Origin of the sequence: Bacillus sp. FSL K6-0138, from assembly GCF_037982765.1 — a bacterium.
In the GTDB taxonomy this organism is placed as follows: Bacteria; Bacillota; Bacilli; order Bacillales; family Bacillaceae; genus Bacillus; species Bacillus glycinifermentans.
Map to the genome: position 1 here is coordinate 3,822,857 of NZ_CP150286.1, position 16,693 is coordinate 3,839,549.

General features: G+C 47.4%; 14 protein-coding genes. All 14 read right to left on the reverse strand.

Annotation, left to right across the window (positions count from 1 at the left end; translation table 11 throughout):
• Positions 1-10: 10 nt before the first annotated feature.
• The 14 genes from MHB78_RS20140 to MHB78_RS20205 all read right to left on the reverse strand — a co-directional run bounded on the left by MHB78_RS20140 (position 11) and on the right by MHB78_RS20205 (position 16,692).
• A complete protein-coding gene (locus MHB78_RS20140) occupies positions 11-184 on the reverse strand; it encodes a hypothetical protein (protein ID WP_157759322.1) in 174 nt (57 codons plus the stop codon).
• Positions 181-864, reverse strand: coding sequence for a beta-phosphoglucomutase (gene pgmB / locus MHB78_RS20145; protein WP_046130469.1), 684 nt, complete (start codon positions 862-864; stop codon positions 181-183). The genes MHB78_RS20140 and pgmB overlap by 4 nt, the downstream gene beginning before the upstream one ends.
• Positions 861-2,561, reverse strand: coding sequence for an alpha-glucosidase (locus MHB78_RS20150; protein ID WP_046130470.1), 1,701 nt, complete (start codon positions 2,559-2,561; stop codon positions 861-863). Before MHB78_RS20150 ends, pgmB begins: the two co-directional genes overlap by 4 nt.
• Entirely contained in the window at positions 2,503-4,839 is a 2,337-nt protein-coding gene (locus MHB78_RS20155) for a glycoside hydrolase family 65 protein (protein ID WP_046130471.1), read from the reverse strand. The genes MHB78_RS20150 and MHB78_RS20155 overlap by 59 nt, the downstream gene beginning before the upstream one ends.
• Positions 4,817-5,677, reverse strand: a complete 861-nt coding sequence (locus MHB78_RS20160) for a DUF1189 family protein (protein WP_046130472.1) — start codon at positions 5,675-5,677, stop codon at positions 4,817-4,819. The genes MHB78_RS20155 and MHB78_RS20160 overlap by 23 nt, the downstream gene beginning before the upstream one ends.
• Before the next feature lie 4 nt (positions 5,678-5,681).
• Positions 5,682-6,533 (reverse strand): sugar ABC transporter permease, encoded by an 852-nt coding sequence (locus MHB78_RS20165; protein WP_046130473.1) that lies wholly within the window; start codon positions 6,531-6,533, stop codon positions 5,682-5,684.
• On the reverse strand, positions 6,534-7,841 hold the full coding sequence (locus tag MHB78_RS20170) for a sugar ABC transporter permease (protein WP_046130474.1): 1,308 nt from the start codon (positions 7,839-7,841) through the stop codon (positions 6,534-6,536). It abuts the gene before it with no gap.
• Between the two features lie 42 nt (positions 7,842-7,883).
• Entirely contained in the window at positions 7,884-9,137 is a 1,254-nt protein-coding gene (locus MHB78_RS20175) for an extracellular solute-binding protein (protein ID WP_046130475.1), read from the reverse strand.
• Positions 9,138-9,229: 92 nt separating this feature from the next.
• Positions 9,230-11,005, reverse strand: a complete 1,776-nt coding sequence (locus MHB78_RS20180) for a glycoside hydrolase family 13 protein (protein ID WP_046130476.1) — start codon at positions 11,003-11,005, stop codon at positions 9,230-9,232.
• A gap of 115 nt (positions 11,006-11,120) precedes the next feature.
• Positions 11,121-12,071 carry a LacI family DNA-binding transcriptional regulator gene (locus MHB78_RS20185; protein WP_046130477.1) on the reverse strand — a complete coding sequence of 317 codons (951 nt, stop codon included), beginning with the start codon at positions 12,069-12,071 and terminating at the stop codon, positions 11,121-11,123.
• Positions 12,072-12,204: 133 nt separating this feature from the next.
• Positions 12,205-13,734 (reverse strand): alpha-amylase, encoded by a 1,530-nt coding sequence (gene amyS / locus MHB78_RS20190; RefSeq protein WP_099047018.1) that lies wholly within the window; start codon positions 13,732-13,734, stop codon positions 12,205-12,207.
• A gap of 141 nt (positions 13,735-13,875) precedes the next feature.
• A complete protein-coding gene (locus MHB78_RS20195; protein WP_046130479.1) occupies positions 13,876-15,258 on the reverse strand; it encodes a polysaccharide deacetylase family protein in 1,383 nt (460 codons plus the stop codon).
• 59 nt (positions 15,259-15,317) lie between these two features.
• Entirely contained in the window at positions 15,318-15,995 is a 678-nt protein-coding gene (locus MHB78_RS20200; RefSeq protein ID WP_046130480.1) for a DUF3298 and DUF4163 domain-containing protein, read from the reverse strand.
• Positions 15,996-16,188: 193 nt separating this feature from the next.
• A complete protein-coding gene (locus tag MHB78_RS20205) occupies positions 16,189-16,692 on the reverse strand; it encodes a DUF2269 family protein (protein WP_046130481.1) in 504 nt (167 codons plus the stop codon).
• Between the last annotated feature and the right edge of the window lies 1 nt (position 16,693).

Genomic DNA, 16,693 nt, shown 5'->3' on the forward strand with positions numbered 1-16,693 from the left:
AGCTTTTTGCTTATTCATCAAATTCACCGTTTTCCGCCGTCAGCAAAACGGCGTCAACATCCGGCCGCCGTTTCAAACCGTAAAGGATGCCGATCGGCAAATTGTTGACCGCTTCATTCTCTAACAGCTTATGTTCAACCGTTTTTAAAAACTCTTCCGGAGAGCTGAATCTTTTCAGATTCACGCGCGATTAGCTCCTTTCTGTTGCTGGCGTTTCCACCCGCTATACAGCAAATGAAACGATAATTGCGACGTCCGGCTGACGATCAGATCAGCAGCGTGCATGGATCGTTCATCACCGACCCCGACCGCGAACATTCCCGCTGATTTGATCGCGGCGATCCCCGCTTCAGCATCTTCTATCGCCGCACATTCTGCCGGGGAGACGCCGAGAAGCCCAGCGGCTGTTAAAAAGATGTCGGGAGCGGGTTTTCCCTTTTCGATCGTATCCGGGTCCACGACGGCTTGAAAATCGCCGGAGATCCCCAAGCGTTTTAAAATGGCAGGGGCATTACGGCTGGAAGAAGCTAAAGCGATTTGGATATGTTCACCTTTCAGCTCGCTAAGAAGCTTCTCGATTCCCGGCAATAGGTCCCCCGGCGCAAGATTTTCGATCAGCTTTTGGTAATATTGATTTTTTTGGCGCATGAGAGCCTGCTTTTCCGCTGTCGAAAACGTAGACGCTGCACCGCCGCGTGTGAGGATGTTGTCAAGCGATTGCTGTCTGCCGATCCCTTTCAAACTTTCGTTAAAACTGCGGTCAAATGGAATATGCAGTTGTTCCGCTAAACGCTTCCAGGCGAGAAAATGATATTCCGCCGTATCCGTGATCACGCCGTCCAAATCGAATATGACGGCTTTCATGATCGCGTTTCCTTCGATGTAATGTACATAAAAGCCTCATAGGGCTGCAGGCACATATCGTGCATGCCGGCCAAGTCCCGCGAATAATTTGATAAAATCATTTTCCACGGCTCATCAAGGAGTTCCTTCGGCGCTTCAAACATTGCCTTTTCTTCCGACAAATTGACGGCGACCAACAGCTTTTCCCCTTCATATTCGCGAATATAGGAAAATATTTGCGGATCATCCTCAAGGATCAGCCGATAATCCCCATATACGATCACCTTGTGCTGTTTCCGCAGCCGAATGAGCTTTTGATAATAATAGAAAATCGAATCTTGGTCAGCCAACGACTCTTTCACATTGATCTCTTTATAGCGGGGGTTGACGGTCAGCCACGGCTCGCCGTCCGTGAATCCCGCATGCCTTTTGTCATCCCATTGCATCGGCGTTCTTGCATGATCCCTTCCTTTTTTCGCCGCGGCTTTTAAAAACCCTTCTTCTGACATCGTTTGATTTTCAACGACCAGTTCCTGATACGCGTTTTTTATTTCGAGATCATCATACATATCAAGCGAAAAATCGCCGTTGACCATGCCGATCTCTTCTCCCTGGTAGATAAACGGCGTACCTTTCATGCCGTGAAGGACCGTGGCAAAAGCTTTGGCGCACTGTTTTCGCAAGATGCCATCATTGCCCCAGCGGGAAATCACTCTGGGCTGATCATGATTTTCAAAATACAGGGTGTTCCAGCCGACATCCATTAACGCGGTCTGCCAGCGGGTCAGCGTCTTTTTTAATGCAATGGGATCAAACGGCTTGATCTGCCATTTTCCATTAGGCGAATGACTCTCTGTATCAATATCCATATGCTCAAAGGTAAAGATCATATTCAGCTCCTGCCTGTCAGCGTCCGTATACTTTTTCGCATCTTCAATATCAGAGCCGTTTGCTTCACCGACGGTCATACAGTCGTAACGGGACAGCACTTCACGATTCATCTCCTGAATAAACTCATGAAGGCGGGGGCCGTTTGAATGATAGCGGCCGACGATGTACCTGCTGCTGTCATTTGTTTCATAGCTGGGAAAATCGGTGTATTTGGATATCGAGCCGATCACATCCATCCGCCAGCCGTCGACGCCTTTATCCATCCAAAACCTCATGAGATCATACACTTCCCGGCGGACGTCTTCGTTTTCCCAATTTAGATCAGGCTGTTTTTTCGAAAAGTAGTGCAAATAATACTGGCCCGTCTGCTCATCGAACGTCCACGCCGATCCTGAGAAGATCGATCCCCAATTGTTGGGCTCTGAGCCGTCCGGTTTGGGATCTCTCCAAAAATAATAATCGCGGTACGGATTGTCCTTGGACTTGCGGCTTTCGGCAAACCAGGCATGCTCATCAGACGTATGATTGACGACGAGGTCCATGATGATTTTCATGCCGCGCTTATGCACTTCATCGATGAGCTGAAACATGTCTTCGTTCGTCCCGAACTTTTCGTATATGCGCCGGTAGTCGCGAATGTCATAGCCGTTGTCATCCTGCGGAGAATCAAACACCGGGCTCAGCCAGATCACATCCGCCCCCAGGGTTTTGATATAATCCAGCTTTTGAATGATTCCCTGCAAATCTCCGAATCCGTCTCCGTTTGAGTCATAGAAACTGCGCGGGTAAATTTGGTAAATGACAGCTTCCTTCCACCATTCTCTCATCAGGCGTCCTCCCTTCATATCGTCCGTTCAAAAGAATCGGCTTCTGATAAACCGTCATCTGCAGAGGGTCCCCTTTTAACAGGTCAAAAACGACGCGTTCTTCCGCTACTGCAACCCGGATCAGCCGGTTGCGGTAATTGATTTTAAACGAGTACCCGTTCCATTCTTCCGGCAAAAACGGGGCAAATGAGAGCGTCTCATTCGCTACGCGCATGCCGGCAAACCCTTGGACGATGACGAGCCAGCTTCCCGTCATCGATGTGATGTGAAGCCCTTCTTCTGTGTCATGATTGTAATTGTCAAGATCAAGGCGGGCTGTCCGTTTATAGAGTTCAAGCGCTTTTTTCTCCATTTGCAGTTCGGCTGCGAGCACTGCGTGAACAGAAGGGGAAAGGCTTGACTCATGGACGGTCATCGGTTCGTAAAACTCAAAGTTGCGCCGTTTTTCTTCCAATGTAAAGCGGTGATTCAAAAGGTACATTCCCTGAAGAACATCGGCCTGCTTAATAAAACTGGAGCGGAGAATTTTGTCCCATGACCAATGCTGATAAAGCGGCCGTTCATCCGGATTCAAATCATCCGCCGTCTGCAGCTCTTTATCCAAAAACGTATCATGCTGGACGAAAATGTTTAATTCTTCGCTGTACGGATAGTACATCCGCTCGATAATATCCTTCCATGTCTCGATTTCATCTTCCCGCACCTTTAGCTGTCTATGTTTTTCCGCCGGAAGGCCGGCCAGATTTTCAAGCGTATACTCAAGCGTCCAGGCTGCAATCAAATTGGTATACCAGTTGTTGTTGACATTGTTTTCGTATTCGTTCGGCCCTGTGACGCCGTGAATCATATATTTATTTTTTCGTTTCGAAAAATGGACGCGGTCGGCCCAAAATCTGCTTACTTCCACGAGAACGTTTATCCCGTATTCTTTCATATAGTCCTTGTCGCCCGTATAATTGATATAATTGTAGATTGCGTAGCAAATCGCGCCGTTGCGGTGAATTTCTTCAAAGGTGATCTCCCATTCGTTGTGGCATTCGTCGCCGATGAAGGTCACCATCGGGTAAAGAGCCCCTTTCATCCCCAATTTGGCGGCGTTTCGCTTGGCAGCCTCCAAATGGTGATAGCGGTACAGCAGCAGGTTTTTTGTCACCTCCGGATCGGCTGTGGCCAAATACATCGGGACGGCATATGCCTCGGTATCCCAATACGCGGCTCCTCCGTATTTTTCGCCGGTAAATCCTTTTGGCCCGATATTCAGCCGCGAATCATCCCCGTAGTATGTCGAGAATAATTGAAAGATGTTGTAGCGGATTCCTTGCTGGAGTTCATCATCTCCTTTAATTTCGATATCCGCTTTTTCCCACCTTTCCTTCCATTGATCGATATGCCTCCGCCTTGCTTCTTCATAGCCCCCGTCAACAATATCCGCCAAGAGCTCCCTGCCTTTTGACAAAAGCTCTGCTTCCGGAAAATCGCGGGAAGTCGTCACGGCTACGAATTTTGTTAAAGAAGCTTTCGTTCCCGGCTTCGTTTCATACCTATAGCGATTCTCCGCATACATGCCGGCCGTTTTACAGCTTTCGCTGACAAAGCCTTTTGTCACGTTTGCCATCGCGGCGGAAACGGTAAAACGCGGCGTGCCAAACGGATTGTCGATCGTTTTTGTTACCAAATGGCCGCGGTGGGAATCTGCCCCTTTCGCTGCTTCCTGCCAAAACCGTTCCTGGTAGTTGGCATCTTCATTTGCGACGTTTCCGTCAAGGTAAGGCACAAGCGTGATAACAGCTTCATCGGTCAGGCACTCTGCTTCATAATGAATCGCACAAAGCTCTTTTACGGCAAGGCTCAAGAACCGCTCAGACCCGATTTTGACAGTTTTATCCCGGATGCTGACGACCGCGCTTCTCCGCAGTATCCCTTCCTTCATATCGAGTTCTAATGCAAACGATTCGACCGGGTGTTGATAGAGATCGATTTTTTCCCCGTCTATATATACGTCTATGCCGATAAAATTCATCGCATTGATCACTTTCCCGAAATATTCCGGATAGCCGTTTTTCCACCATCCGACGCGCGTTTTGTCAGGAAACCACACCCCTGCAATATATGTGCCTTGATGGCTGTCTCCTGAATAACTTTCTTCAAAGTTCCCCCTGATTCCCATATAGCCGTTGGCGATAGATGTCAAGCTTTCCTGGAGCCGTTTATGTTCCTTTTGAAATGTGTTTGTCTTGATTTTCCATTCGTCAATCTCAAATAGCCGCTGAATTGCCATGGTTTCCTCCTGAGTGTAGATTTCGGGTTTTCCACAAGCGTCCGCATGCAAGCGAGATCATCAAGATGACGCCGCACGTATCGATCAACAGCACGGTGATAAAGTCAAAATGAATCAGGCCGGCTAAAGCTGCGGCAAATACCGGAATGGCTGAACAGCTCACAGCTAGAGCGGCTGCTTCTTTGAATGACGCAATACCGGTCATTTTTGATCGTTTTGTGATCCATAAACCCCCGGCAAGAATACCCGTTAATAACAACCGGCTTATCAAAATCGCCGAAAATGCCAGCAGCATGATCATCGGCTTATACTGGGCAAGCCACAATTCGCCGATCATATTCTCCAAATCGTACAGATTCATATCTTTCACATCCCTTTTGCCATAACGGACGGAAAACCCGGTGCCGTTTTGATCGCTGATGATCAGGCGATCAGGCTGGAAGATGATCGCGTTATCATAGCCTTTAATGTGAAGATGCCCGTTTTCACCGCTTGTCTTAAACCGATGCTTCAGATCGACCGCCAGCAATGTCCGTCCCTCCACCTCATAAAAGCCGGTTTCCCCTCCTGTCAGCTTTCCGCTTTTCAATTGATAGCCCTTTAACCGCTCGGCAAAGCGGTCATTGACATCTTGGATCACTGACGGCAAAAAAGACCTGACATTGAAGCGCTCGAGCTTCGCAAACGAAATGGCGAACGGCGCCATCAGGCAAGCCGTCAAAAAACTAAAGAGAAACAAGATATGCAGCCAGTTGAATGTCCTTCTGCAGCGGCAGGCGCCGGATGGAGATGCAGCTGCTTTAAGGAAGCGGATGATGAAGCGGTCATGTTTCTCCATGGATCTATCCTTTCGTTCCGCCGGTTGTCAAACCGGACACAAAGTTTTTTTGCAGAAAAAAGAACAAGACGCAGATCGGCAGTGCTGCAAGGATCGCTCCGGCTGCAAACAGGGCGACTTTTTGCTGCTGCGGGTTCGATATGAACGACTGCAAGCCGACGGCGATGGTCATTCTTTCCGGCGAACGAAGCAGAAACTTTGCCAGCAAATAGTCCCCGAACGGGCCCATAAACGCCCAGAGCGCCTGCACTGCAAGCATCGGTTTGACCAGCGGCAGGACAACCGAGGCGAAAATTCTGAGATGCCCTGCTCCGTCAATCCGTGCCGCTTCATCGATTTCTCTCGGTACGGTATCAAAATAGCCTTTCATCAGCCACGTGTTCATCGGAATCCCGCCGCCGATATAGATCGCTGTTAAAAACCAGTATTGATCAAGGGCACCTATCAGCATGGCGAGGACATAAAAAGCGGTCAGCGCCGCCATCGTCGGCACCATTTGAATGATCAAAAAGAAGACAAGGCTTTTTTTTCTGCCGGCAAACCGGTAGCGGCTGTAAGCATAGCCGGCAATCGTCACGACGGCTACCTGCAGCACCATGACCGACAGGGCGATGACAAGTGTGTTGCCGTACCAATGAAGATAAAGCGTTTCTTCAAACAGCCGCCTAAAATGATCTAAAGTCCAGGAGCCCGAAAAATCGAGCCGAAAAGCCGCGACATTTCCGACGCGAAATGCAGATGAGGCCGTGATCAGCAGCGGATAGATAATCACAACGCTTAAAAGGATCAAAAATAAATAGGTGAAGATTTTATTGAGAGTCATTGCACGCCGCGCGTTTTCAAACATCCCTTTCATCTACATCACCTCCTCATTGCCAAAGGCATTCGATTTCTTGAAAGCGATCAGGGAAACACCAATGACAATGAAAGAAATCAACAGCGTGACGGCAGCCGCGACCGAGTACTGCGGCGATGTGCCTGTCGTGAGCTTATAGATCCAGGAAATTAAAATATCGGTTGACCCCGCGCCCGCTCCCGCGCTGCCCGGACCTCCCTCATTGAATAAGTAGATGATCGAGAAATTATTGAAGTTAAAGGTATACTGGGTAATCATCACGGGCGCTGTCGCAAATAAAATCATCGGCAATGTAATATGCCGAAAGCGCTGAATAAAAGTCGCCCCGTCTATTTTTGCCGCTTCGTAAAGCTCGCCCGGAATCGCCTGAAGCACGCCCGTTACCATGACATAAATGTACGGAAACCCAAGCCATGTCTGAATCATAATGAGGGCCGTCTTCGTCCAAAACGGATCGGTCTTCCACGGGATCGCGGACAGCTCCACAAATGGCAGATGATTCAACAACGGTATCACCTGCGTGTTCATGGCTCCTGCGCTGTCGTTGAAGATGTTGGCAAAGCTCATAATCGTAATAAAAGCCGGAACCGCCCACGGCAGCAAGAAAATCATTCGAAAGGCCCGTTTGCCTTTAATAAAGTCCTGATTGACGATAAGCGCCGTCACGATGCCCAGAACGATTTGCAGCGTTGTCGCACAGATCGTCCATACGACCGTCCAGGTGAGTACATCGGCAAATGTCTCCCGGTAGGAGCCGAGAAAGAATATATTCAAGAAGTTTTTAAACCCCACCCAGTCAATGAGGCTGCCGGGCGGAATATGATAAAAATCGTAGTTTGTAAAAGCGATAAACAGCGTCACCAAAACGGGGAATATAATGACAAATATCATCATGATGTAGGCCGGCAGCGTAAATAAATACGGAAACCCCTGATCCCACGCATTTTTGATCATATCCCCGGCCGTCCTGTTAATCTTCAGGCCCGCCGATTTCATCGCGGCGGTCTTCTGTGCATCGTAAATCGCGAAGGCCCAAAACATCAAAAACATCAGCGTCACAATCAGTTGCAGCGTGCCTTCTATCAGCAGAAACAGCGAGTGGTCTTCTCCTGGAGCGCTTCCCAAAGTGATCAAGCCGGCAAGCGCGCGAATGCCGAACACGCCTAATTCACAAGCAAACAATCCTGTGATGACGAAAAAAAGAATCCCTTTTGAAAATTGACGGTTCGCGGTCTGCCCGGCCCCTGGAATGATCGATAAAAGCACCGCTTTTCGGCGCTGTTTTGCAAGTGTATGGTCTTTATTCATGTTTTCCCGCCCTCTTTTTCTTCCGGACGCTTACCCGCCGTTTTATTTCGTATACTTTTCCTTAATATTTTCTTTGATGACACCCGCAGCATCATCCGCTGATTGCTGTGCTGATTTTTTTCCTGACGCTGCATCAAAAATCAAACTTTCCGCGCCTGTCCATACTTCGGCCATTTCCGGAATATTCGGGGTCGGAGTTGCGGTCTCATATTGTTTAATGACGGCAGACGTCAGCTCATCCTTTTGCTTGTCCGCCTTTTTCCTTGCAGCCAAATTGGCCGGAACTTCGTTTGTCTCCTCATAAAAATGGTAAGCATTTTGATCGTTTGCAGCATATTCAAGCCATTTTTTCGCGAGTTCGGGTTCTTTTGTGTATTTAGATGCCACCCAGCCTTTACCGCCGGCGAACGGGGCGTACTCTTTTCCATTGGGCAATGCCGGTATTTTGGCTGCCCCGTAGTTCAACCCGGCCTCCTTATAATTTGAAGCAGACCAAGGCCCTCCTATTACAGCCGCTGCTTTGCCGTCCATAAACGTTTGCTGAATAAAATCGTCGGCGCTTGAGTTGTCCTGCATGCCTTTCGGCCAATATTCCCTGAACCATTTCCCCGCATATTCCACCGCTTCTACGGCTCCTTTGCTGTTGAGCCCGATGTCTCCGGAATCTGTGCCGTCTTTGCCGAATACATAGCCGCCGTAGCCGGCCAGCAAACCGTATGACATGTAAAAATCGGTCCATTTTGCCAAAAAGGCTGTTGATTTTCCTTTTTCAGAGGAAAAAGAAAACCGCGGATCTTTTGCTAAATTCTCAAGGTCTTGAAACGTTTTCGGCGGGGCTTTCAGCAGATCTTTGTTGTAATATAAGACGAGTGTTTCGATGACTAGCGGCATCCCGTACACTTTGCCGTCAATGGTCACCTGCCGCATTTCTTTATCGCCGAAGCTTTTTGTATCAGACGGTTCGATGTCAAGCAGATGCCCCTGTTGGCCCAAGCCGCCGATGCGGTCGTATGCGGCAAGCATGACATCAGGCCCATTTCCTGCCGGACCGTCAAGAGGAAGCGCTCCCAACTGATCGAACATCGGTTTTTCCACGATTTTGATTGTTGCATTGTTTTCTTTTTCAAAATCCGCTTTGATGCTTTCGACGTAATCTTTATACGTTTCTTCAACAGACACGGTCAGCACTTTTTTTCCGTCAGACCCCGCCGCATCCTTCGAACCTGAACAAGCCGCAAGAGTAAAGACAAGAACTGACGCAAACAATAATGCCAAACCTTTTTTTACATGTGCCATCTTTTTTCCCCCTTCTATCAAGAATCTGTCATCATTGTAATCCTCGATAGAAAACGGTTACAACAGCTTTCGGATTGTTACCGGTAACAGAATTACACTGCGCCCAAAATAAAAAACTCCCCCGGATGAATGTCAATCACATCTGTATGTTGAAGCGGCTTTTCTGTCCAGGCATCGTATATTTTCTGATGCGCTTCGACATTATCCTGCAAACTGATGCTGCGGATATCGCTCCCTTGATGAAAGAAAAAAATAAGTTTTTTGTCGCCGTCAACCCGCGAAAAACTGATAAAGTCCCGCTGATCATCCAGCACGTTCCACTCGAGGCGCCCGTAAGTGAATAACGCATTCTCCCGTTTGCGCAATGCGATCAGCCGCTTCATAAACGCAAGCATTTCTTTGTTTTGCTTGTCTTCTTCCCACACCATGCACTTCCGGCATAATGGATCATGTCCGCCGTCAAGCCCGATTTCCGTCCCGTAATAGATGCACGGAGAACCTGTCTGGGCAAACATAAAGGCCAATAAAGACCGCACCTTTTTCTCATCATGGCGGCACCTGGTCAAAATCCGTCCTGTATCGTGGCTGTCAAGCAAATTAAACATCGCTTCATTGACCTGCTGCATCCCGTTCATCAAATGCGCGTTTATACGGTGTGCCATTTCCGATGGAAGAATCGCCCGGTCCGCAAAATACTGTATCATCGGCTCTGTAAACGGATAATTCATCACCGCATGAAATTCGTCTCCTCTAAGCCAAGGTTCGGCTGAATGCCAGATTTCCCCCAAAATATACACGTCCGGCTTTTCGGCAGATACGGCTTGCCTGAATCTCTTCCAAAAAGCGTGATCGACTTCATTTGCCACGTCTAAACGCCAGCCGTCAATGTCAAATTCGCGGATCCAGTACAGCGCAATATCAAGCAAATACGACTGAACATCCGGATTGGCGGTATTGAGCTTCGGCATGTCGGGCGTAAACGCAAACGTATCATAACGGCCTTCTTCGACGGGAAAAGAATGAATGTGGAACCAGTCTTTATAGCGTGATCGTTCGCCGTTTTTCACGACGTCCTGCCACTGCGGCGAAGCGCTGCCGATATGATTGAAAACGGCATCAAGCATGATTCTCATCCCCCGGCCGTGAAGCTCATCGACCAACGTACGGAAAAGCTCCGGATCGCCGAAATGCGGATCGATCGAATAGTAATCCAACGTATCGTATTTATGGTTGGAAGGCGCGGAAAAGATCGGGGTCAAATAGATGCCGCTAACCCCCAGGTCCTCCAAATAATCGAGCTTGTCGATGATCCCCTGCAAATCCCCGCCGAAAAAATCGTGTACGTCCGGGTCCTTGCTTCCCCAGGGCAAAGCATTTTCCGGTGACAGGTCTTCTCTGCCGTTTGCAAAACGCTCCGGAAAAATTTGATACCAAATCGTTGATTTGACCCATTCGGGTGCTTGAAACGCATCAATTTCATGAACAAACGGAAATTTAAAATAATGGTGAATCGCCGCCAGCGTTTTTTCGTTATACGGACAGACGCCAGGGCTTCCGTAAAAAATATCCTCCTGACCGGCTCCCCTTAAAGCAAAAGCGTACTGCAGCCGCCTATGCGGCGGCGCCACTTCAATAAACCAATAATCATGCGCTTCTGTTACGGCGATTTTTTTCATCTGCTGCTCTTTTGACAGCCACCTGCCGGCCTTCGCATCCTCTTCTGCCGCGTACTCGTAAGGATCGCCCCAAATCAACCGGACTTCATCGGCATCGCCTTTTTTCGTGCGGATCTTGATATGCAGTGTCCTCCCGTCATAAGGATAGGCATAAGAGCTGAAAGGCTGATGATGTATTGCTGCATATTCCATTCGTTTTCCTCCTTTGCATTTCCGATTTATGCTGACCGGCCACACGTTGAAATTATCATGCCGTAATCAGAGGAACAATCTTTTTCATCCTGTTAACGGTAACAGAATCATGCTCTTACAGAGTCGATTCCCGCACGATCAGCTCAGGCTCAAAAAATCGATTTCCTTGAGGGGCTCCGCCTTCATTTATTTTTTTCAGCAGCGTTTTTGCACATGCTTCCCCCATTTCAACGACGGGCTGTCTGACCGTTGTCAAGCGGGGCGATGAAATGCGGTCGAGAAAAACGCCGTCATATCCGGTGACTGCCGTATCTTCGGGAATTCTCTTCCCCAGCGACTGTGCCGCACGGATGACGCCGAGTGCAATGCGGTCGGAAGCGCAGACAAACGCAGCCGGCCCCTCCAGAGATGCCAGCAGCTCTTTCGCCAGACATTCGCTTTTTTTTGAGCTGTTTTCCATTCGGAACACCCTTGCTTCTTTTGATCCTTCATTCATTGCCTGTAAGTATCCTTTTTCCCTTGATCGTTCAAAAGGCTCATCCAAATCAATCCCGAAAAAGACGACATTCCTGTTTCCGAGGCCCATGACGTGGCGGGTTGCCATATAAACGCCTTTTTCGTTGTTCACATCGATAAAATCATAGCCCATCTCGTTTTGCCCAAAAACGACAATCGGCTTTTCAAAAGCTTTGATCACGCCTTCAAAATCAACTTTTCTTAAACCCGTCGCAATAATCCCGTCGCATTGACCGATATTGAGAGATTTCCTTGTCACAAGCTGCAATGCATAATGATGGCGGTCCAGCTCCCGGCTGATCCCGGTCAGCAGGTTCATGTAATAAGGTTCTGTCGTATCCATTTCCTCAAGGATGAGAAGCTTCACAACCTGTGTTCTGTTTTGAACGAGCGCCCTTGCCGCATAGTTAGGAATATAGTTCAGCTCTTCCATCGCAGAGTGAACGAGCTTCTTCAGCTCATCCGTCACCGTCTCAGGATGATTGATCACCCGCGATACCGTCATTTTCGACACATTTGCTTTTTTTGCTACATCTGACAACGTTGCCATTTTTCATCCCGCCTCACATGCGCTTATTCAAACTGCCCGGAACTGAAGACAATTTGTTAAAATGTATTATATTACGTAATCAAAGCGAAGAAATAAAAAAGCAGATTTCCTAAAGGAAATCTGCTGCCTGACCTTATGGCCTCTGAACATAAATCGAAACCGAGCCGCCGTTCACATGAAACTGTCCCCAGCCGTCGGAATTAATGGTAACGGAATCCGACCTGTTCCCGGTGATGTCATACCACGTCTCTCCCGCATTTTGCCGGCCTGCATACATCCACTTTGATCCGCCCGGACCATCCGTGATTAAAGCCGCCAAACCTGATCGTCCGACCGATGGATCGCCTTCCCTCGTCCAGCCGACGATATCGTGATGATCGAAATAATCGTGCTGTTTTCCGTATGCATAGTGTTTGCGCGCTTTTAATATCGGCTCTATTTTACCTTTGAGCGGGGGAATTTCCCGCGATGTCGAGCCTTTTGTCCCGTACACATCCCCATAGAAAACTTGCGGGTAGCCGGCTTCCCTTGTCAAAATGAACGCATAAGCGAGCGGCTTAAACCACGTTTGTACCGTAGACTCAAGCGATTGTCCCGGCTGTGTATCATGATTGTCAACGAATGTAACCGCTTTCAAAGGATGCTTGGAAACGACCGTTCCGTTCAGCAAATGCCTCATATCATAGCCGCCCCCTTGCGAAGATGCGGCATGAAAATGATAGTGGAGCGGCACATCAAAAACGGAGTGATTAAAGTTTGTTTTATTCAAGTAGTTTTCGAGTTCGCCAAGGTGATTTTGCCAATACTCGGCCACCGTGAACATTTCCTTTCCTGTTGATAGCCTGACAGCATCCACCCAATCGCGCAAAAACGAAAATTTAATATGTTTGACGGCATCAAGGCGAAACCCGTCCAACTGCAGCTCGTTTGCATACCAGGTTCCCCATCGTTTCATTTCCTTCGCAACATCGGGATGGTCATAGTCAACATCTGCATACATCAAATAATCGTAGTTCCCGTGTTCGCTCGACACTTCCCAATCCCAGGCTTTCCCTTGAAACTTATAGATGCGGTTCAGCTTTCTGGACTCATCCCAGTCGGCTCCGTCGAAATGGTGCGAGCGCCACTTAAAATCGCTGTAAGTGCTGCCGCGCCCGGGAAAATCGAATCGTGTCCACGCTTTGATTTGATGCTCTCCGGATGTTTCCTGATTCCGATTGTTCTGGTTCACTTCAACTGCGGTTACGTCCTCCGCTTGATCTGCACCCGCCTTGTGGTTAAGGACAACATCTCCATACACTTGGATGCTCTCGGAATGAAGCGAACCGATCGCTGACTGGAGCTCCGTTTTTGTCCCGTATTTCGTCCGCACCGTCCCTTTTTGATCAAACTCTCCCAGATCGTACAAATCGTACGGGCCGTATCCAACGTCAGATTGGCTAGTCCCCTTGTAGGCCGGAGGAATCCATACGGCCGTTATTCCGATGTCGGATAAATATCCCGCATCGCTTTGCAAGCGTTTCCAATGTTGTCCGTCATTAGGCAGATTCCATTCGAAATACTGCATCAGGGTGCCGTTCAGACTTGCCGCATCCGTTTTCGATGCAGGCAGCATAATGAAAAACAGCAGCACGCAGCATAATAGCTTGCGCTTGAAAACCATTTCCCTCTCCCCTTTCTTCATTGATCATTAATCATCATCATATAATAGATAGAATTTTTAGACAAATATCTTTTTTCCTATAAATCCCACTCAAAAAAAAGATACGGAGAAAGCATTCGATTGAACACTTTCTCCGCAGTCTTAATGCCCTCTTTGTTTTTGAATCTCTTCAAGCTGTGTTACCGTAACCAGTTTGTAGCCTTGCTTCGTTAACCGTTTAATAATCTCCTCGGCTGCGCTGGCGGATGTAGCGTAAATATCGTGCATCAAAATGACTTTTCCGTCCCCTGCACGGCTCATGACATGATTGACGATGTAATCTTTGTTTTTATATTTCCAGTCTTCCGGATCTACGTCCCATAAAGCGATTTTTAAATTCGTGAGCCCGCGGACGGAATCGTTTATGCCGCCGTATGGAGGCCTTAAGTGTGTCGGAAAATGGCCGCTGATTTTCTCAATGACGGTTTGCGTATCATTGATTTCCTTATATGCCCTTTCCTTGGAAAGCCTTGTGAGCAATGGATGGTCCCAGGAATGGTTGCCGACTTCATTTCCTTCCTTCAGCATCCTTTTGATCGTTTCCGGGTAATATTGGGCCCTGCTTCCCAAGACGAAGAAGGTCGCATGGCCGTCGTATTTTTGTAACGCGTCAAGGATTTTGTTTGTCGGAGCAGGGTTCGGGCCGTCGTCAAACGTCAACGCGATGACTTTGTCATCCGGATTGACGCGAATGTCTTCCTTCGGAATCGGAACGGCGCCTTTATCCTTCGGTTTTTCCTGCGATGTCTTATTTTTTGTCATGCTTTTATATTGATCTCGTAAAATATCCTTTAATTCGTCTTTTTCGATTTTCACGGACTGTTCCAAACCTGTCTGCCCTTTCTCAAAATAAAATTCGATCTCGTCTTCAAGAAGGGCGAAGCGGCTGAAATTCTTTTCTGACGGGCTTGTTCCTTCCCTTAACAGGTCGGCGTCCGCGTTAGGATTTTTGCGTTTTAATTGTTCATAAGAAATGTTTGCGATCCTGTACAGAAAATCGGAGTTTTTCACAAAAAGATCGTCCAGGTCAAGCATTTTTTTACGCTTCAAATCGGCATTGAACGTTCTGATCGACGTCTTTCCCATGCCGCCGGTTTCTATGTATTCGGTTAAAACAACCGCAGCAGCCTGCTTTGAATAATAGGCAACCTTATACTTGATATTCAATTCAAACGGCCCGCTTTCTTTACGGGCGCGCGCTTGTTCGTTTTCTTTTTTAAAACGGTTCAGTTCCCCGCTCACGTATTCTTTTAATCGATCATCGATTTCTTTTACATGAAAAACCGGATAATGGACAGCATATCGCTCTTGTTCGCTGTCGCTGACCAATGATTCGACCCCGATGCCGGATTGGCCGCGGCTCTTTTCTTGTTTTTTGGCCTCTGCATGGCCTGCCGCCTTATTGGAAGAGCACCCCGCCAACACTATGAAAATACTCATAAAGATTACAATATTAATCCATCGGTTCGATGGTTTGACAGACATCCTTGCTCACTCTCCTGCTACAGTTGGATTCGTTTATCCTGCCAAAAAAAGATGTCTGCCTAATATAAAAATGAAGAAGGAATCTTAATTTCCTGGTTTCCGGAAGAAGACGGCCCGATATCATACTGCTGAAATACAATGGAAATCCCGCTGTCCGTAAAATAAAACGCAGTATCTTGATCTAAACGGATATCGCTCTTTTTAAGGTCAGAATAAAATTGTTCCGAATGCTTGTTGATATAACTGAAAATGTAGTTTTTCGCTTTTTCGATTTTCGCCTGATTATTTAACACGTCCAGCAGCGTAATCCGCCTGTGTTCGTTTAAATCATAGTTATAGGATGTGGCGGTATACACCCCGTGCGCCCCGCCGGTATATTGATAGTCGTAGATGAAAAAGCTCAGCCTATCCCCGTCGTTGTAATTGACTTTATAGGACGTTTCATACGCGCTTTCCCCGCCGCTTTGATCCGCCTCTTTTTTCAGCATTTCATATTCTTTATAGGAGGCTTCCATGTGGCGCCCAATCGCATCATTGATCATTTTCAAATCCTTGTCTTTTAAATCGCTGAATTTCGGATAGGACAAAGATTCTTTCCCCTTGTAAACCTCCGTATAGACAGACGCTTTTTTATTAGGGGAGGCATTGATAAGCGATGAGCTTTTATTGATCGTAAACAGCAATAAAGCCGTTAGGACTAAAAAACCTAATACCGCCATTGCTTTTTGTATCGACATATTTCAAGTTAAACCTCTTTCAATCTCATGATTTTTAACCTTTGTAACACAAATGTAATATTTATATCACATTTGTAATGATACTTAACTTTAAATCTCGCGTCAACCTTTTGAAACAAAAAAGACACTCTCAAAATCTTTGAGAATGTCTTTTTATCGGCGGATGGCGTCTTTTTTTCTAGGATTCATTCTTTTACAGCGCCGTTTTTTTCTTTTTCCACGGCTTTAATACGGAAATGCAAATGATAAAAACCGTTATTGCGATTTGGACAATCGCTGCATATTGTCTTAAAGTGTGATTGTGCATGAATACGGGACTGTTCAAAGCCGAAGCTTTCCCCGCCTCAAGCATTGCCATATTCGCTTCCATCAATTGATCGACAATAAAGATTCCGATGAACGTCTGGATGATGAAAAACACCCATTTTACCGCGATCCATCTATGCTTAAAAAATCCCCATTTTGTAAAGAGGCCGTATAGAAGTCCGATGAGCAAAGTGCCGACCGCTCCGATTCTGATGATATAGTCGCTAATGATTACGGTATGCCGGTAGAAGTCAAATGTTTCATGATACGCAGCCAAATTCACCGCAAAGTTCAATGCCAAAGAGCTCATGATGCCGCCGAAAAACAGGGCTGCTAATAAGATATGAGCGATTTTCAGCCATTTCATCCCTGCCGGACCTAATGTCTTCAAT